Origin of the sequence: Teredinibacter waterburyi (assembly GCF_001922985.1) — a bacterium.
Taxonomy (GTDB): domain Bacteria; phylum Pseudomonadota; class Gammaproteobacteria; order Pseudomonadales; family Cellvibrionaceae; genus Teredinibacter; species Teredinibacter waterburyi.
This window is the reverse complement of the sequence record NZ_MRUH01000121.1, coordinates 119,702-138,344: the sequence shown is the minus strand read 5'-3', so window position 1 is coordinate 138,344 and position 18,643 is coordinate 119,702. Positions and strand designations below refer to the sequence as shown.

Annotated in this window: 13 protein-coding genes; 3 read left to right on the top strand and 10 right to left on the bottom strand. The window is 48.5% G+C overall.

The genetic code is table 11. The features are described from left to right. The coding region (locus tag IDZ20_RS08825; RefSeq protein ID WP_188151059.1) for a DUF6531 domain-containing protein at positions 1 to 3,276 on the bottom strand (3,276 nt) is incomplete at its 3' end. A 334-nt stretch (positions 3,277 to 3,610) separates the two neighbouring features. Between IDZ20_RS08825 and IDZ20_RS08820 the strand changes: the two genes are divergently transcribed. Genes IDZ20_RS08820 through IDZ20_RS08810 form a run of 3 tightly spaced genes read left to right on the top strand, consistent with a single transcriptional unit; the run spans position 3,611 to position 6,828 of the window. After that, positions 3,611 to 5,458, top strand: a complete 1,848-nt coding sequence (locus IDZ20_RS08820) for a hypothetical protein (RefSeq protein WP_188151058.1) — start codon at positions 3,611 to 3,613, stop codon at positions 5,456 to 5,458. Positions 5,459 to 5,480: 22 nt separating this feature from the next. Next, positions 5,481 to 6,326 (top strand): hypothetical protein, encoded by an 846-nt coding sequence (locus IDZ20_RS08815; RefSeq protein ID WP_188151057.1) that lies wholly within the window; start codon positions 5,481 to 5,483, stop codon positions 6,324 to 6,326. 19 nt (positions 6,327 to 6,345) lie between these two features. Next, positions 6,346 to 6,828 (top strand): DUF3592 domain-containing protein, encoded by a 483-nt coding sequence (locus tag IDZ20_RS08810; protein ID WP_188151056.1) that lies wholly within the window; start codon positions 6,346 to 6,348, stop codon positions 6,826 to 6,828. Here the strand turns inward: IDZ20_RS08810 and IDZ20_RS08805 are convergent. From IDZ20_RS08805 to tssM, 9 genes are all read right to left on the bottom strand, one after another. Further along, a complete protein-coding gene (locus tag IDZ20_RS08805) occupies positions 6,825 to 7,784 on the bottom strand; it encodes a TonB family protein (RefSeq protein ID WP_188151055.1) in 960 nt (319 codons plus the stop codon). The two genes, IDZ20_RS08810 and IDZ20_RS08805, sit on opposite strands and share 4 nt — an antisense overlap. Positions 7,785 to 7,802: 18 nt before the next feature. Next, positions 7,803 to 8,318, bottom strand: a complete 516-nt coding sequence (locus tag IDZ20_RS08800) for an ExbD/TolR family protein (protein ID WP_188151054.1) — start codon at positions 8,316 to 8,318, stop codon at positions 7,803 to 7,805. Then, the gene (locus IDZ20_RS08795; RefSeq protein WP_188151053.1) at positions 8,318 to 8,869 is read right to left on the bottom strand and encodes an ExbD/TolR family protein; all 552 of its coding nucleotides are present in this window, start codon (positions 8,867 to 8,869) and stop codon (positions 8,318 to 8,320) included. Before IDZ20_RS08795 ends, IDZ20_RS08800 begins: the two co-directional genes overlap by 1 nt. A gap of 10 nt (positions 8,870 to 8,879) precedes the next feature. Continuing rightward, a complete protein-coding gene (locus IDZ20_RS08790; protein ID WP_188151052.1) occupies positions 8,880 to 9,497 on the bottom strand; it encodes a MotA/TolQ/ExbB proton channel family protein in 618 nt (205 codons plus the stop codon). Positions 9,498 to 9,556: 59 nt separating this feature from the next. Further along, positions 9,557 to 9,823: a hypothetical protein gene (locus IDZ20_RS08785; protein ID WP_188151051.1), complete on the bottom strand. Its 267-nt coding sequence runs from the start codon at positions 9,821 to 9,823 to the stop codon at positions 9,557 to 9,559. A gap of 186 nt (positions 9,824 to 10,009) precedes the next feature. Continuing rightward, positions 10,010 to 12,961, bottom strand: coding sequence for a protein kinase domain-containing protein (locus IDZ20_RS08780; protein WP_188151050.1), 2,952 nt, complete (start codon positions 12,959 to 12,961; stop codon positions 10,010 to 10,012). A gap of 23 nt (positions 12,962 to 12,984) precedes the next feature. After that, a complete protein-coding gene (locus tag IDZ20_RS08775) occupies positions 12,985 to 13,734 on the bottom strand; it encodes a PP2C family protein-serine/threonine phosphatase (protein WP_188151049.1) in 750 nt (249 codons plus the stop codon). Next, entirely contained in the window at positions 13,727 to 15,076 is a 1,350-nt protein-coding gene (tagF, locus tag IDZ20_RS08770; RefSeq protein ID WP_245792214.1) for a type VI secretion system-associated protein TagF, read from the bottom strand. Before tagF ends, IDZ20_RS08775 begins: the two co-directional genes overlap by 8 nt. Before the next feature lie 8 nt (positions 15,077 to 15,084). Next, the gene (gene tssM, locus IDZ20_RS08765; RefSeq protein ID WP_188151047.1) at positions 15,085 to 18,627 is read right to left on the bottom strand and encodes a type VI secretion system membrane subunit TssM; all 3,543 of its coding nucleotides are present in this window, start codon (positions 18,625 to 18,627) and stop codon (positions 15,085 to 15,087) included. Positions 18,628 to 18,643: the final 16 nt, after the last annotated feature.

Below are 18,643 nucleotides of genomic sequence, written 5' to 3'. Positions count from 1 at the left end.
GTAGGTTTTTTTAAGGCTGTTACGGGTTTCTTGTACTAGCTGGTCGCCCGCCCATAGGTAGTGGGTTTCGCCGAAGGTATCGCGCTTTTTTATACGCCTGCCGAGTGGGTCGTAGCTGTAATGGGTGGTTTGCCCGTCGCGCTGTACTTTTACGAGTTGGTTTTGCAGGTTGTATTCAAATTCGGTTACTAGCTTGCCGTCTTTGCCGCGACTTTCTTTTATTAGGTTGCCGCGCTTGTCGTATTCGAATTTTTTATCGCCCTGCATGGCGAGGCGGTTGCCGCTAACATTTGTCTGGCGGTTGGATTTTTGCTCGCTTATAGCGACTAGATTACTGGCGGGGTCGAAGGCGAAGTGTTCGCTGTTGCTGCCGTCCGCTTGGGTTTCGACTTTTTTCAGGCGGTCGAGCAAGTCGTAAATGTAGCGGGTTTGTAATTGGCCGGGGCTGTTTCGATTTAGGTTGGCATTATCACCTAGAAGCGCGCCGCCTTCGTTTATTTGGCTGAGGTTGCCAAAGTCGTCGTACTGGTATTGACGTACAATTGGGCGCAGGCTTTTATTGTTGCGATTAACGGCAACTTGCTGGGCTAGCCTGCCACTGGGGTCGTAATCACGAAACGTAGAAAGTTCGCCTTGGTCGCGTCGAGTTTCGCGCCCCAACACATCGCGCTCTATTTGGGCTACACGCTCGCCATTCCAGCTAACGTCTTGCAGCAACTTTCGTTCGTCGTATGCATAGCCGATGCTTTCGCCGTTAGGTAATAGCATGCCGGTTCGTATGCCGGGCCACTGGGTTTGGTATTGAATATTGGCGGCGCTGCTATTAATTTTTTGCATGCGATCGTTAATATCGCAGTGATGTTCGCGTTCGAGCGTGCCAAAAATATTGTAGTCAAAGCTTAGGTACTGATCGGTATTGTAGGTTTCTTTTAAGCGGCCTTTCGCGTCGTAAACATAGCGGCTGCGTTCTTTCTGTTCGGGGTTGGCAACCGAAGCACTCACTTTTGTGGTCATACGGCCAAGTGCGTCGCGCTCGAAACGGGTGATTACGCTACCGCCATCCATATGTTTTATTAAATGGCCGGCGGCGTTGTATTTGTAGTGTTGGATGCGGCCATCGAAGCCGACTTCTTTTATTAGGCGTTCGTTGCCATCGTATACAAAGCTGTAGCGCTCGCCGTTTTCATTTATCAATGTGGTTAGGTTGCGTTCGGTATCGTATTCGTAACGCAGGCTATTCCCTTCGCGGTCGATACGTTTTTTTACTTGGCTTAAGCCGTCGTATTCAAACTGTGTTACTCGCCCTCGCGGGTCGCTGTGGCGAACGAGCTGGGCGTTCTCGTTATATTCATAGAGGTTTACGCTAACATCATCGGGTAAGGCGTTGGGCGCAGCACTTGGCGCTGTGGTTTTTATCACTTGGCCAAGGGCGTTGTATTCAAAGTGGGTTTGCGGGCCGGGCTCGTCTTTATTTAAACGGGTTTCGGCAGTTTTTATTTGCCCCCACGCGTCGTAGTAAAAATAACGGCGCAGGCCCTCGGGGGTCACAATTGCGGTTAATTGCCCAGCTTTGTTCCAGTGGTAAACATTTGCGCGGCCGTCGGGTTGGGTAATTTTGTTAACGAGACCATTGGCATTGTAGCTGTAGTGGGTGGTTTTACCGGCGGGGTCGGTTGCGGTTTCTACTAGGCCATTCGAGCTATATTCGTAACGCCACAGATTGCCGTCTTTCTCTTTAATTCGGGTAGGCTTGCCACGAAAATAGCCGATGGAGTGCTGCTGGTTTAGGGCATCGGTTTCGCCGGCGGGATTGTTTTCGGGGTCGAAAAAATAACGCGTGGTGTGACCAAGTGGGTCTATGTAGCTAACTTTACGGCCGTTTAAATAGCTGTAGTGATGTTCGCCACCTTCGTTATCTATTTCTAAGACAATTTGACCGTATTCGTTGTATTGAAAGCTGCTGGTGTAACCACGGCTGTCGGTGGCGTAGCTGGTACTGTTGTCTGGGTCCCACTTGAAGCTGTAATCGTAAACGCCGTTGTCGCCCCAGGTGCGGGTACAGCGCGCGCTGCTGTCGTTGGCATCCCATTGGTAGTAGTAGCTAAAACCGGTAATCAGTATTCGGCGTGTAAATAAGTGGTTGTTGTATTCGTAGTCTTCGCCTTCATCGTCGGCATTACGCTGGGCGATAAGGTCGTTATTGTCGTCGTAGTGGTAGCGGGTTAGAGTTTTTTGTAAGGCGGTTTTTTCGTCTTGCAGTACCAGTTCAACTACACGGTCTTGATCGTCGCGAACGATATGAAAGGCTTTGCCCCAGTTACCTTCTATACGAAGCACGTTGTTATTGGCGTTGTAGCTGAAGTCAATGCAGTAGCCTTGCTCTTCACGCACACCGCGTAAGCTAGAGCGATAGGCGGGATGACGCAGTTGGCGCAATCTAAAGACGGGGGTTTCGCCAAGTTGGTCGAACAGCTTGTCGGGTTTGCCGTTTTGCTTTAGCAGGAAGTGTTTGGCGTCTAGGCGCTGTAATGTTATGGCTTCGGGTAAATAGCGGGTTTCCTGTTGCTCGCTGGGCAACTTCATTGGGATAGTGCGACCTTCGTCATCAAAGTAGTTAACGCTAAAGCCGTCTATTTCTAGCCGGTCGGTGCCGGCGTGTGTCCAGCCGCAACCCAAACCCGTGTTGCGGCTATGGCTAGAGCGATAGGTTCTATTCCACGCAAAGGCTAGTGGGCCGGGTAATAGCGCATCTGTTAATTGCAGTACTTCTTCGCCCGACACCATGCTAATCGGGCAGCCACGGGTTTCGGTTTCTTCTACGGGTTGCGCGCCTTGTCTATTGCCGTCACCACTGGTGGCGGGGGCATCGCTTTCTTGCGGGCTTAGCTTGGTTTCGGTTGCATCGGGCTGATCGACGGGCTTGTCACCGCGCGCGCCACCGAGTTCGGCGACTTCGGTAGGCCCCGTGGCGCCGCCGGTATTACCGGAGTTGTGGTTCGCCACCCTTGGCTTTGCGCTATACACCCAGGCTTTTTTAGCCTGCACCAACTCGGCGATAGACTGCTGTGCAGCGCTGTCGTCTGTTAGGCTCACGCCGGGGATATTGAGGGCTTGTAGGGTTTGCTTCCAACTCTTGCGATCTGGCTGCTGGCAGGTGTTTAGGAATGCCAACACCGCGGCGGTATTAGCGAATGATTTGAGCGGAGTACCCGGCCGCGGCTTTCCAGTTAAGAAAAACTCGCCACTGGTTTTATCCTTAAGTTTTACGCCTTCCATGAAACCATCTCTCAGATCTTTATTAATGGCGACTAATGTAACATTACCCGCCGTAATCGAATGTTAAACAGGTAACACGGCGTCGGTTACAGACGAACTACCTCGCCCAATGTAATCCACTAGCCGAGCGCTTGTTAGTATTTTTGTGACCAACACCGCAAAACCTAAGCACGCGCTACAACCGCGCAAAACAACCCCCCGGTAACCTTGTAGCCTGCTGACCACACAGAATAAACTAGAAGACGCTGTGCCGGCTCCTTCTTTTAGAGGCAAATCGTTGGCATAGGGTTCATATCCATTATCAATACGTGCAGTTTTTGACAGCGAAGGAACGATGATAAGAACACAAACAATTCGAAACACCTCTGGGGCGTTGTACAAATTTCACCTACAAAGCGATGGAATAGTACCAGCCGGATTAAAATCCATACGCTTTACCGGCGAATTACACGCACGGGCATTTATTAATTCATTTCCCGTAGACTTAGTTTTCTGGCGGGAGCTAGGGCTGGCGCTCACGACAGATGTACGTACCGCCAGTCAAGCAGACCTACTGAATCGTCTTGCTGCTGCCATGTACCGCCAGCCGACTCTACGTGTTTTTGAAGTTACAGCGTTTAAGCCAAGCGATCAAATATTCGCCAAAACACAAGTAAAACAAACCGGCGGGCTTGTTACTCAATTTGTGCCCGCAAGTGAAAAATTAGCCTCAGGTAAAGCAGCAACACCAATGTTTGGTGAGAAAAAAGTAGCATTAGCCTTCGTCGAGAAAGTTCTAGCGCCAGCTGATAGCGAACAAATCGCCAGTATCTACGCACTCACCTCCCCCACAGCAACGGCCGGCGCCGCACCGTCTGTGGGCACCGATGCAATGCTAGATCGAATAGCCGATGCACTCTGTAATGGCGAGCTTGGTATAAACGAAAGCCGAATGACGCCTAGCGGGAAAGAAAGCTCTGCGGATAATAGTGCAGATGAATCTTCTAGCTCTCCCCCTCCGGCGAACTCCCCAGGAAATCGCGCTGCACCTTTAGCGCCAGAAGCAACTGAAAGCTGCGGCGTATGTACAGCCACGGATCTAGTCATTAAATGCGGGCACGGCAGAACCCAGAACCCGAAGGGCCTACTGCGCGTTGTTCCTTCTACCGACACGACAAAGACAAAGGACTACGAATTAATGGGCGTGAAAGTGTCCATTAAGCACAAATACAATGGCCGCGATAAAATTGAGTGCTCGCTTACGCTCGCCAAGGATAAGCTGGCGACCTGCCCCCAAATTAGCGACGACGGTACAAGCTGGACAAACAGTAAAACAAAAACAATAGAGACCTACAAAAAGAACAGTGACCCAGACAATTGGACGATCGATATTTCCCCGAAAACCACCCAGATTCAAGCTAAGGGGTGCGACGGTAGTGTCGTCACACGCACGCTGGAAACCTATCCGAGTGACGAATACTCGATTACAGGTAATTTAGATATTTTTGCCAGTTGGGCGGAGGAAATTAATGAGGCGTGGAAAACCTGGGGGAAAACGGTTTTTTCATTATCGCCAGTCAAAATTGTGCCGAAGATCACCGGTCCAACAGGATCTTTTAGTGCCGCGTGGGGATGGAAAGAAGCATCCGACTGGGACACCTATTACGACGTTAGCGCAGAGTTTGGCTTAGACCCTATTTTGGGCGTAGAGATTGAAGCGTCCATTAGCTTCGTCGAACTCGCCCTAACCGCCGCCGGTTTACCGCCCCCCGCCTCGACATTTGCGGCAAAACACCTCGCAGATATGCAAATTTTTTGCTCTGCAGGTTGTAGTGGCTCACTAACCGGCTCGCCCCACAAACAGTTCTACCCGGATGGAGGTGAAAAAACTGAAGGCGAGGCTAACTTTAAAGTAGAAGGTAATGTAACCCTAGGTGCAAGAGCCAGAGCCGGCAGTGACTACGTAATCTCAGTAGAACTTGAAGTGAATGGCAGCGTAAAAGTAGAAGGGAAAGACACCTTAAAATTAGATAACACAGGGCTACATGCACAAACTACCGTCAATGTGGAACCCTTCGTTGGTGTTGCAAAATATAAAATTAAGTATATGAAGATCAAGTCAAAAAGTGGTCAGAAAGAATGGAAGCCTTGGTCGAAGTATGAACTTTATAAAAGCGCAAACAAAAAGATTTTCCCGCGATGAAAAAATACCCTAGGAGCCCCAATTGAAATTAGCTAATCTCGTTAGCCTTTTGGTGTTAATTGCCATATCCAGTTTCGCACAATCCAAAGAGGTAACGCTCGTGCACAATATTTACTATACAAAAATCGAAATCACAAATGTAACGGCCGATATTCGAGTTAATGATTTTCCCGTAGCAAAACACAGTGATGCGAGCGGTTTCGAAGTAGAAGAATCCATAAACAACCTGCTCGTTCAAGGGGAAAACAGCTTAAGCATTTCGCTTGCGCCGCTAAACGACGCTGAAACTATCGTCGGAACCGTAAAAGTCGTTGTATACCTACACGATAACACCTCAGATTTCCCGAAAGAAAAACAACGCCATATCGACTTCACCTACCCAAGCGAAGCTTTTCCAGCCCCCCAAGCCAGCCTAAATCAAAAGTTAGTATTCGAGCTGTCAGACATCCCTACATTAAAACTTTGGAATAACACCGAAAAAGTAACGGCATTAACGGCAGCAGATAAATCAGACATTCTTAAAATCGTCAACGAACTCGAGCAATCGATATTAACCGGTGCTATCGACAGGGCCATAGCACTACAAGATTTTAAGTTGACGGATGACGCCCTAGCGGAAGGGAAAAGCAAAGCGCAGATTGCGGAGGCTGTCTCGTTTAACTACAACTGGATCGCTGAGCAAAAGCCGGTAGCCGCAGAAAAGCTAACACCCGAAAATATTAGCTTCGAGCTTGTCGCTAATGGCCGTGCCGTTTATGTCTCAAAAAAATCTGGCAGTGAAGCCATAGAATTAGAATCTGAGGAGCTCGGTTTCGAGCTACCGACCTTTGTAGCTAAGACCGCCGCAGGCTGGCAAATTGTTAGATGAGTACCACCAAAGAGCTAATATGAAAATGATCTACATACTCGTCTTAATAGCCGTTGCAGCGTTCATCGCCGTTACATTTTTTCGTCTCTACAGTAGCACAAGCTGGGAAACAACCAAGGCGCATATCACTCACATAGACATTGTTCAAGAAAGGCAAACCGACAGCTCATCCCAAACTGCGGCCAAGGTAAGCTATGACTACAGAGTAGACCTGAAATACACATTCGTATTTGATGGGAAGGAATATCAAGGATCAAAATTTTACCCTGGCCTGCCAAACATATTCGAATACAAGGAAGATGCTGTAACGGCACTTAAGGGCTTGCAAGTTGGCGACGCGACAACAGCCTATTTCAACCCTCTTAAGCCGACGGAATCAAGCCTATACACACTTAAAGGGCTACCGAATAAAACATTGATTCTGTCATCACTGATCATTTTGTTTGTATTCGGTGTTGTCGCAACGGGATTCTATTTTTTTACTAAATATATAGAGTTTTAAGACGGTAAGAATTCTATCGGGAAGGTTACCGTCACCGCCTCTACGTCTTTTTCTCCAAACTTGAAAGTTTTGATACGAGCGAGCAAACGTCGCTCTAACGCGGGGTCGTTGAGCTGGCTAGAGACAATACGAATATTTGTAACCGAGCCATTAGGTGCGATCGTTATCTCGAGAACGACTTTTCCTTTTAAGCTTGGATTTTTACGTCGTTCACGATTGTAAATTGAGTAAAGCGAACCTTTGTTCTGATCGAATACAATCGTGACTTCTTCTTCAGATCGCACTTTGCCAGTACGCTCACCGCTACTTTTACTCGTAACTCCGTCACCTTTAATTGGTGTGCCGTCTTTAAATAGAGACTGCTTCACAAGCGCAACGTCACGTTTACTTAAGCTTGTTGAACCAATGCCACCGCCCGTATAAGCCGCGGCATCTACGCCGCCACTGCCTTCGCTAACACCCGCAGTAAGCACATCGGTTGAATGTACCGCGGCTTGCTTGGCCGCATCACTACTGCTCGCCTGTGTCGCCACAAGATCATCAACATCGGAACTATCTATAAGGTCGGCCATTTCGGACGCGAGCGCTAAAAGCCCGCTTTGCGACGCCTTTTCTCGCGCTTCTTGCTCGACTTCTGTGAGCGGTGCGGCTTCAATCTCGGGCGCGATATCGCGAGCGACTTTTGGCTTGGGTGTGGGGATGGGCACTGGCGTTGGAATAGGTGTGGGCTCGGGAGTCGGCACAACTTCCACTTCATTGTCTTCTATAAATTCGGCGACACGATCGGGAACAACGCTTTTAAATCTATCCACTTCTGGCACAGTAATAGAATCCAACACCAAGGCGAGCGCGAACATTACGATAAAAACGCTAACCGTAATAAGTATGAAGCTACGCTCTTCGCGGCTATCGGGCAGCCAGTCGAGGGCAATAGTTTGATAGGTTTGTGCGGTCATACTACTCGTTTTCTTGGGCTATTGGCTTTCGCCATTCAACTTACTCTTCGCTATTTGGTTGGCAGCGAATGCAATTTTTGTGTAGTTCGCTTGCTGACAGGTTTTCATAATCTTCCGCACGAGCTGGTAGGGAATATTTTCATCACCCATAATCGTAATTGCGCGACCTTCCGCACCTAAGTTGCGAGCTAATACCGAACGACTCCCCTGTAATTCCAGCTCAGTTTTTAAGCTTTGAATGACCTCATCGGTATCGGCAAGTGCCGCATCAACACCGATAATACGTCGCCCTTGCACCAGAATATCGACGGGGGTTACCGCTATTACAAGCGTTTCTTCTGGCGCTTTTTTGGCTACGGAGGTTGGCAACTTTAAATCTTTTGCCGATGGCAACTGCTGCGAGCTAGACGAGTTAACCAATAGAAAAAACACCAATATCGTAAAAATATCCATCAGTGAAACAAGGTTCAGTGCTGGCTGCTTACGCAGTTTATGATGGCGTTCCATACGCCGAGCGCGTCGAGATGCAGACATTAGGGCACCGCCTTATCAGCAGGACTATCGCTGGAATTAGCTGCATTGACATCAGATAGTGTCGGCGCATCGCCGATAGAAATATTGGGAAATAATTCAACGGTTTGCAGGCTGGTAATATTGACCACATCCGCCGACTTTACTCTATCCATAACCTGAATCATAACTTTATAGGGAACATTGCTATCGAGTAACAGGGCGATACCTTTTTCGTCAGGAAAGCGGCGCTTAATTTCAATCAATACGTCGGCGAACAAATTCCAATCGGTAGTCTCTCCGGTAAAAGGGACCTGCTTTAATACACCGAGGTTGCCGTCTTGGATCGTTAACTGATCCGCTTGCACTACAACTTGTAACTGCAATTTAATTTCTTGATCTGGGTTTTCTTTTTGCGCGGCATCTAACGCAGGCAAATTTAATTCCAGCACAGTCATTCGCGAGAACACGGCGGTAATAAGCAGGAACGGAACTAAGATCACCATCAAATTCATAAAGGCGGTGATATTAAGCTCTACTGTTTCTTGCAAATGTTTTTTACGGGCGAATTTCATGAAGGCTTGCTTATTCGTCCGTCATTAAGTTGAGGCACTTTACAGTTGCCATTTCGAGAGTGTCGACTAAGCGGGAAGTTTTAGTCGCAAGATAGGAGTGCATCAGAATAAGCGGTATAGCCGCAGCCAAACCAAAGGCCGTGGTATTCATCGCAACCGAAATACTCGCGGAAAGCAGATCGGCTTTCTCTGCAGGGTCTGCACTTGCTACAGCAGTAAAGGCTTGAATCAAACCGATAATAGTACCCAACAGCCCTAACAGCGTTGCAATATTTGCGAGTGTAGCTAGGTAGTGAGTGCGCAACTCAAGGTCAGGCATCACTTCCATTACACCCTCTTCCATTGCCGCCTCAATCTTTTCACGATCAGCCTGATTACGACGCCGAGCAAAGCCGTAGGCTAACACACGTGCTAACGGTGCTTTGCTCTCTTGAACGGCCTTATCGGCCCGTTCGTAATCGTTAGCTTTAATCATTGGTGTTAAGGATTTCCACAATTTATTAGTCTTTGCTTGAGTAGAAAGCAAATACATAAACCGCTCTAGCGCAATGGCCAGACCCAGCGCCATAACAACCAGAATGGCGTACATAAAAGGGCCGCCGGACTGGAAGAATTTAACTAAAACCATGGTGTTAAACCTCTAATGATGTTGTGACTTGCCTTAAGGCAACGTTACTAATGATTATTTTAATCTTTGTTTGGTATTCGACGTACAAAATTAGGCTGTGTATCGGTACTGCTTTGCTCTACAGTTTTTTCGATATCTTCCCCGGTAACGGCTGGTATCGCATAACGTGTTAGGTTTTCTTGGCCAGTAGCATTTCCGTTATAAGCTTGATCGATAGCATCTAATATTTCGCGCCGCCGCGCGCGGTACTTTTGCGGTCCAATTTCTCGGTTGTAGTAAACTTCCGATAACTCGCGCAGCATCTGTGAAAAACTAGAATGAGGCATGGCTAATTCAGCTCTATGTAAAGTGTGTGTTAGACAAGCTAAGGTTGCTATTTTAGTCGCGTTTCATTAACGCTTTAGTAGCACTCTAGTAACGATTTTATCTGTTTCTTCTATTTTTCAGTTAACTTTACCGGCCGCTATTCTAGCCTTTTTCGGCTGCCATTTGTAACAGTTAAAATCACAGTATTAACGTTCGATAATTTCGCGTAACACTCGGAACCCGGAATGATCATCCGCTTGCCCATTGTGGGGTTCGCTAAAGTTCACACTACATTCTTCCATGGCGGTCGAGTAAGACCCGCCCATAGCGACTAGCGTACCACCGGTGTCAATCACTAGCTCACGCGCGTTACCAACGTGGTTCACTAATCCCCACTTATTTTGACGCCCGACAGACGCTTTAATAAGCGAGTCCCCCTTTTGGATACCTCGAGAATTCAGCAAACAGTTACGGTTTGAATCAAGCGAGCCCGTTTGCGCCCTTGCAGCGTAAACCCATTCAACTTTTGTCGGTAGACGATAATTCCTTTTTGCCTTTTCGGTTAACCACGCCAAGTAGCCGCGAATCTGTGCCTGAGAAATATTGGTAACGGGTAAGTCAACATTAACAGTCGTGTTGGCCTTGCACTGTTTGGTGTCCGTACAGTACGCATTCATTTCTTCCACAGAAACTTCGTATTTGCCAATCGCAAAAATTTTCATAGAGCCGCGTTCAGGAATCACCACCATTGCCGGGCCTTTGTCTAACCCTGGCATACGATCTCGACAAATCGCTCGTTTACCGCTTGCACCCAAGCCTGCGAGTGAACTGTCGCAGGGATCCTTTGGAATAATTTTTACGTTTGCGATAGTGGTATTGTCGGGGAAGATACGCATTGCCAATTTCTTTTGCTCTACCGCGCGCTCGGGAAAGGAGCGCCCGACCTTGGCGATACACGCTGACAAGCCGGAAACAATTTTTGGCTCCGCTTTGCGGTAATCGCTAATATTGACATCGCGCAACTTGGTAATTGCGATATCAAAGTCGCGCATATTAATAGAGGATTTACACTGCAGCTGCGCATCAACGTTACTCATCGCCGTATTAAAAATATTGCGTTTTTCAACGACAACAGCTTCTTCCACTTTAGCCTGTTGGCGGCGCTGCTGCGCCAATTTCTGCTCTCGTTGCGCGGCCAACTCTCGCTCGGCAAGCACTTTAACTACGTCGGCTAATTTTTCCTCTAAGCTTGCTAGAGCCGTTAGATCCTCTGCATAGCGCGGCGCATTTTCTAACAAGCGCTGCGCCTGATCGATTTCTTCAGCGACAATTGCATCGTTAATTTTAGCTAGGTAACCGCTATATAGAGTAGTTTCTTGCTCGCCAAGCCAAGGCGCTTGCCGCCCCATCAATTCACGTAAGGTTTGCACGGCTTTCCATACATCGGCTTCCCAGACTGAATCAAAACGACTATCGCTGATAAGTTTCGTGAGATTATTCTGATGTTGCTCCAAGCGCAGTTGCTGTTCAATTTCACTGCGAACTTCATCTTCGGAAATACTCGGGCCGGCCGGCTGATTTTGAAAATACTGATAGCCGACAAAGCCAGCAGCAAGGGCAATAAAGAGCGTAGGTAACGCGAATCGCAACGCTGATACTTTGCGCGTACTAAGCAGCTGCCAAAATTTTTCAACAGATTCGACTCGATCTTCGCGCTTTGCCGCTATGGCGCTTTCGATAGCTTTCCACTGTCGCTTAGTTAAGCCGGGAATACGCTTTGCTTTTAAACCTCGGCGCACAACTTCATTGGCATGCACGCGATCAAAGGGATGGTTACCGGTAAATAGTTCGTAAGCTATACAGCCGAGTGCGTAGATATCATCCCGCACATCTGGCACTTCGCCTTCGAGCATCTCTAAGCTGGCGTAGGCCGGTGTTAAGGCACCAAGATTACCCGCATCAAACACCGTGCGGTCATCAATACTTTCCTCCAGATTTTCCGCCGAGGCGACCGCGCGGGCAATACCGAAATCGAATACCTTAGCGAGGCCTTTGTCGGTGACATAAATATTGCCCGGCTTGAAATCTGAGTGAATAATTTTTTCGCCGTGTGCATAGATTAACGCCGCGCAGATCCCTTCCAAGATTTTCCAGGCGTCGTCCTCCGGAAGACCGGTTGCCCGATATTGACTGATGAGCTTATCGAGCGGTTTCCCTTCGAGATACTCCATCGTCATAAATACCGTATCGCCATCACGATCGAAATCGTGCACGTTCACAATATTTGGGTGGGCGATTCGCTGGGTCTTACGCGACTCTCGCTGCAGCGCAATAAACGCTTCTGGATGAGTTCTAAATTCCTCGCTAAGTACTTTGATCGCCAAGTAGGGATCTCGATCTTGCGCTTCAATTTTTAAGCGATCCTTGGCTTTGTAAACAATCCCCATTCCGCCCGCGCCCAATACTTTTTCAAGCAGGAAGCGATTTTTTAGCATTTCTCCGCCACCAATATTAGCCGAGGCTTCAGCCGGTCGAGGCCGATTAGGTGCGCCAGGACGAGTGCGTCCAACGAATTGGGTTTTGTCATTCGGTGGCGTCGCCGCGCTTGCGCCTCCATCATTGCCAGCGGCTGGATTTGCTTTGGCTTTTCCGCGCGGAGCCAAACGCGTGCGACTGTCGTCGTCATTAACGGTTTGCTTTGGTGACGTTTGCTGAGCTGACGAGACCTTTTGCGATGATGGCGCGCGACGAGATGGTGGATTAAATTTAGTTTTATCCAGATCAGTTCCGGCTTTAGATACCGGCGCAGCCTCTGCTGATTTTGCGCTCAAGCGCTGCTTCATATTTTTCTGCGCTAGCGCGCGCGCGCGGGCCTCTGCGGTTAAGGTCTTTTTACCTGCCGCAACTTGAGTTTGGTCTGCAACAACTGGCCGCTGAGGGCGAGGCGCCATCCGAGTTTTGTCATCACTGGGCGACACTGGCGCTGAGGGCGCAGGCTTTTTAACGCCCGCTTGCTCTGTCGGCGACAGTTTTCTCTTCTGCTCGGACTGTTCTTGCTGTCCCCATAGACTGTCGTTTTGACTAGTATGCTCGGGCTTACCCGAAGGTGAACCTTTAGGTAGTATGCGTGTTTTGTTATCGTCGTCAGACCCAGCCATAGGTATACATCTTCACTTTATCTTTAAAATTTTTCAGGCACACCGCGCACCACAATAAGCGTCACATTATCACTTGCTTGATGCGCTAAGGATATTTCCAACATATCCAAGGCACAACCTTCGAGGTCGCGCTCACTAAGACATTGAATAAGTTCTTCGTCTTCTACCGCGTTATAGAGACCATCGCTACAAATGAGGAAGGTATCGCCCATCTGTGTACTGAACACATCTAGATCAATATAGAGATCTTGCTCACCACCAATCGCGCGCGTAATGACATTACTTTGCGGATGATTTACAGCTTCTTCTGCACTGATCAAGCCCATTCGCAACATTTCTTGCACCTGACTGTGGTCGCGCGATAACTGCGTCAAGCGACCATTGCGAAAACGGTAAACCCGTGAATCGCCAACCCAAATCGCCACACCCACTCGACCGCGTATCACCAAAGCCGCTAGCGTACTTCCCATAGTGCCGTGATCGAGCATTATGTCCGCGTATTCTATGATTTCCTGATTAACTGCCAGCAGCGCATCTTCCACGGCATCGATATAGTCGCTCAAGCATTCAATATTCGGAACTCGCTCGAGTGCTTCAATAATTTTTGTTGAAGCGACGTCACCAACTTCGTGGCCCCCCATTCCATCGGCGACAACCCATAGGCCAGATTGCTGATTAACGTGGAAGGAGTCTTCATTAACACTGCGTACGGTACCCACATCGGTTTGGCTAGCACTGATCCACTCGATAGGGCGAAAAGCCGTGTCACTCATTTTTTTTACTCCAATCGTGCGCTTCCGGATCCCAATCCTTGTTCTCGGGTGTCCAGTCTTGGTCTGCAGCCCATTCGTCATTAGACCAAGCGCTAGGGTCAAACGCATCTGTTACCAGTGGCTCGTCCCCTTCAGTATTTTTAGGGCCACTACCTGTAACCGATGGCTCTTGCTCTGGCTTAGCTGGCAACCCTTGATCGCCTTCCACACCGGAAACAAGTTCAAGCAAACTTAATTCATCTAGTTCGCTCACACGTCTATCTTCGTCCGGCGATAAATCATCATCGCTCGGCGTACGCCCCAATAGTTCAGCTTCCACTGAGGCCGGAATTTTTTCGATATCGGGAACCGCGCTTCCCGGTGCAACATAATCTATATCTAACGGTGCTAGCGACGCAGCGGTTGTACTTTCGAAATCGTCGAGATCATCAACCTCACTAAGACTCCGAGGCATGGCGTCTCCAACAAAATCTAGATGAGTGTCAGCAACAGCTAAATCCTCACCGCGCGGAATCTCGTTATCTTCAAGCGGGATAACAGCGTTCTCACCAGCCATCAAAGCTAGTCCGTCGCTATCTCGATCACCCACATTAATATCACCGGGCAGCAGCGCTGCGCTAACGTGCGCTTCGGCAACAACGCTAAAGGGTTGTTGCCAACCCCAGTCCTGCCAGCGACCGTCAATCATGGCGGCAATACCACCAATACTCGGCAGATTCTGACTGACAAATACACAGGGCTCCACATACTCAGAGCCGCGCGTTGACCAAACGCTGTAACTAGGCAGCGCCGACTTCAAACAGCTGTCTAATAACAACGGCATAGTGCCTACCGTAGAAAAATTATCTTGCGCTAGTGTCACCACCATTTTCGACGGCGCGGACACCTCGCCGAGACGCTGATAGTGAGCCATGGCATCTCGATGTTCGAGATTCATTTCTGCCAGTAATTCATCGATATTTAACTCACCCTCGAGGGCACGTAAAGCTAGATCTTCCATGGCATCAAACCAAGGGCCCTGACTAGCAATAAAGTCGGTCGGCGATGCGCCCACAGGTAACGGGCGCGCAATCGCGAACGGAAAATAGCGGCCAACACGATCGACACTAGGCAAAAACAGACCAGCCCAGGACTGCCCATCAACCACACCCTCTGAAAAAGCAAAACGCCATATCGGGCTGGTAAGGTAAATATCTAACCAAGTTTCGCCCAATTGCTCGCGTGAACCACCGACGAGCCCCTGCAAAAAAGTATCGAGAACTTGAATAAAATCTGATGGCAGGTCGCGATAAATAAAATCGCCATACGCCGGTAGCTTACCGAACAAACCTGTACCTGCCATGCCACTCACTAGATCGACTCCGGACAACGGAACGAGCTCAATACGTTGCTCGCAAATGGATTCTTCACACTCTTGGCTCTGCCTTCATACACAATAGAGCGTGAATCTGGGTCGCGCGCATCGCCAACACGGAAAGTGATTTGGTACACATTTGAGCGCGTTGTATTTTTTAAATCAGAGGCATCCATCAATCGGAACCAAGCCCAAGGCCCAGTGAAAGTGCGCTCATAACTGCGGTCGTCGACATCTTCAAACACCATACGCACACGACTGTTATCATCTTCACCCGACCAGGTTACCGGCTTCCAAAAGCGCGGGCCGTGAGTGTAGCTGAGCCGGTCTACTCCAAGTTCCAACATAAAGCGTACATCGCGCTCGTTCATGCTAAGTGGCCGCAACTCCAATCCCATTGAGGGCACTTCCGCACCGGCCTTAAAGAAAATATCGGTAATACTTAATGCATTCCGAATTTGATTAAGCGTTTCGCCACCAAAACCAATGCTGTATCGGTCGACAACTTTGTTGCTCCAACTGCCGTTGGTATTAACAAAGGGTTGCACATAGTCACGATAGAAAACCTTCATGGTTCCCTCTGGTTTGAAAAACTCAGAGAAGTCATACATTGCAAGTTCGTCGGTTGCCGAACGATTTAACGGGTAGCGCTTTGCTAATCCACGGGAATATGGCGCATACACCTGATTGCGCCATTCGTTGTTAACATGACGACGCGCGGACTGTAGCAACACCTTCCAAGTTTCTCGACTGAGTGCGGTCAACCAGGGTTCGATCGGCTCGGGCATACTTTGTGCGTAGGCCGCAAGCGCGGTAATAGGATTAGCTTCCCCATTTTGAAAGCGTGCGCGGGCAATTTCAAAAGCGCGCTTCCCTGGCTCCGGCGCTAGATTTACCTCAGTGATAAATTGCTGCATTTCTTCAATGCGCTCCATTACCTCTTCCACCGGTGCGGCACCGCGGGAGGATTCGCGCATCAATAAATGCAAATCATTAAAGCGCTTATCTACACTAGTCGTCTCGACACGCTTAGCTGCAAAGCTGGCGAGTTTTGCCGTGCGGCTTTCCGATTCGTAGTCCGCTACCGTTGCTAGGGCTGCAGGTGTTAGCTGTGTATTGCTAACGCCTACTTGTAGCACTGCACGTAAAGGCGAATATACCGGGTCACTAAATTCCGTTAGGATTTTTTTAGCATCGCGCAAGTCATCAAATTGAGTTACCTCTAAAGAAGCCAAGGCGTCGTGCCAAATTTTTCCGTAGTCTGCGAGGTATAAATCTTTCACTTCCTTGCTGATTTCATCTAAATCTTCACTTACAAAATCAACTTTTTCTTTATCGTCGTCTGTTAACAACCAACGTTCACTCACAATATCGGTAATCACAGACGCCGACGCCGACAGATCAACAGAACGATAACCGTCAATGGTATACAACATAGGAACGCTTAACGCTCGTGCCGCATCATCAGAAATCTGGAAACTACTGCGTACCGAAGCGCCCATGTAGTTGAGCATATCCACTTTTTGAGAGTACTCGGGCTTAGATTTTATGCGGCTATAAATTCGCTGCGATACCGGTACCCGTAGCAATAGTGAGCGCGTTTGTGCAACGATCGTTTTGTTGAGTTCGGCAGGCTGTAACTCCAAGGCAAGCAAAGCCTTAAGATGAGCTTTTAGTTCCTGACGACGAGTAGCTTCACCTTGAAAGCGCGTGTCCCACTCCGACTCGAACCACTCCTGTACCATTGGCACTTCCATCTTGTCGAGCTTATTGAACATCATATAAATGCGGAAGGTATTGTATAAGTCTCCACCTTCATGACCACGGCTCAACACCTGCTCTAAGGCTTCCAACAACTTTGGCTGAAAGGTGGTTCGTAGATGTGTCTGATAGGCGCGATTCGCTTCGTCGTCAACACGGCCGTCATACAAGCCGAAACCTGACAGCCAGGGATGCTCTTCTTGATCGTACACAATACTGGCGTTAGCAAGTGCATTGAGCGGCGGCAACACGGCGCGAACATCTTTATTCCAAGGGCTGAGCTTTTTGTTCTCAAGGTCAAATTCAGCAAGCTTTTCGGACACTTCGCTCATGTACATTTTGTGTCGGGTAATACTTGCACTCCATACGACCATTAATCCAATCGTGATAACTGCCATCCCAACAAACGCACCACGTTGTGCCCAGCGAATAAATTTTTCATATTTCACATTCGAGCCGACCAACTCCTGCTCGGGGAAAATTACCTCACGAAACAATCGGGTTAAAAAATAGCTTTTACCCTGTTGATTCGCCGCCCGTGAAACATCACGAGAAAAGCCGAAATTCGCCGACACCGATGTCATCAAACGATCGATTGGCGTGCCGTCTTGAGTACCACTTGAGAAATAGACACCGCGCAGGTAAGGCTGGAAACGAAAACGGTTCTGCACAAAGGTTTGGCGGACAAAAGACTCAACAATATCTTTCAAGTTTTCCATTTGCTGCGGAAAACCATAGATCGCACCACGACGTTTACTATCGCGTTCTTGATGCATGCGAAATAAAACGCGGTCATAAAGGCGCGACACCAGCGCATTCAATTCTTCACTCATGAAATCGAAGTCTGGTGATTGCCCTTCTTGCGGAGCATTGGGTAACGACAAGCCCCACACTTGATCGCGATCCTCACGCCCTAGATCTTCAAAAAATTCAGAAAATCCAGACACCATATCGGCTTTGGTAAACATTAAATAAACAGGGAAGCGAATTTGCAGCTTATCCATCAATTCGTCGAGACGGGTACGTATTGTTTTCGCGTGTAGAATTCGCTCCTCTTCCGTTTGAGTGAGCAGGTCATGCAAACTAATCGCCACAATCGCGCCGTTAATCGGGCGGCGACGGCGATTGCGCTTCAATAAATTTAAGAAGCCTTCCCAAGCGGAACTATCAATGACGCGGTGGCTATCTTGAGTGGTGTAACGACCTGCGGTGTCGATAAGTACAGCGTCGTTGGTAAACCACCAGTCGCAATTACGCGTACCGCCGACTCCCTGCAGAGCGCCTTTGCCAAATGTATCCGCGAGCGGGAAGTCCAAACCAGAGTTAACTAACGCCGTGGTTTTACCGGACCCAGGTGGCCCGACAATAATATACCAAGGTAATTCATATAGCGCCTTACTACGGCCCTTACCCTTAAATCGTAACTTTTTTAAAGTAGCCAAAGCATCAACAAAGCGCGTATTGATTTGCTCTATTTCGTCGGCCGCTTGCCCCGAACCAATATCTTTCGGAGAGTCAGCCTGATTTTGCTGAATATCGTCGACCAAGCCTTGGTTGCTTTTTTTATTCTGTAACTGCACACGTAAATTATTTAGACCCCACAATACAATTAACACCATTATGGTAATCAAGCGCGCGACAGTACCGCCAAGTGGCGCCGCATTGTTTTCGCCAAACTTTATATACGGGCCACCAAACCATACCAACAGCGACAGCAGTAAAAGCCCAAGCAGGGAAATAACAATAGGGTGAGTAAGAAAACTTAATATTCGCTTCATAATATAAAGGTTAACT

Excerpts from the sequence above, each read along its gene's own strand:
- IDZ20_RS08820 (WP_188151058.1), top strand. The coding sequence starts at position 3,611 with ATGATAAGAACACAAACAATTCGAAACACCTCTGGGGCGTTGTACAAA.
- IDZ20_RS08810 (WP_188151056.1), top strand. The coding sequence starts at position 6,346 with ATGAAAATGATCTACATACTCGTCTTAATAGCCGTTGCAGCGTTCATC.
- IDZ20_RS08805 (WP_188151055.1), bottom strand. The coding sequence starts at position 7,784 with ATGACCGCACAAACCTATCAAACTATTGCCCTCGACTGGCTGCCCGAT.
- IDZ20_RS08800 (WP_188151054.1), bottom strand. The coding sequence starts at position 8,318 with ATGTCTGCATCTCGACGCGCTCGGCGTATGGAACGCCATCATAAACTG.
- IDZ20_RS08795 (WP_188151053.1), bottom strand. The coding sequence starts at position 8,869 with ATGAAATTCGCCCGTAAAAAACATTTGCAAGAAACAGTAGAGCTTAAT.
- IDZ20_RS08790 (WP_188151052.1), bottom strand. The coding sequence starts at position 9,497 with ATGGTTTTAGTTAAATTCTTCCAGTCCGGCGGCCCTTTTATGTACGCC.
- IDZ20_RS08785 (WP_188151051.1), bottom strand. The coding sequence starts at position 9,823 with ATGCCTCATTCTAGTTTTTCACAGATGCTGCGCGAGTTATCGGAAGTT.
- IDZ20_RS08780 (WP_188151050.1), bottom strand. The coding sequence starts at position 12,961 with ATGGCTGGGTCTGACGACGATAACAAAACACGCATACTACCTAAAGGT.
- IDZ20_RS08775 (WP_188151049.1), bottom strand. The coding sequence starts at position 13,734 with ATGAGTGACACGGCTTTTCGCCCTATCGAGTGGATCAGTGCTAGCCAA.
- tagF (WP_245792214.1), bottom strand. The coding sequence starts at position 15,076 with ATGGCAGGTACAGGTTTGTTCGGTAAGCTACCGGCGTATGGCGATTTT.
- tssM (WP_188151047.1), bottom strand. The coding sequence starts at position 18,627 with ATGAAGCGAATATTAAGTTTTCTTACTCACCCTATTGTTATTTCCCTG.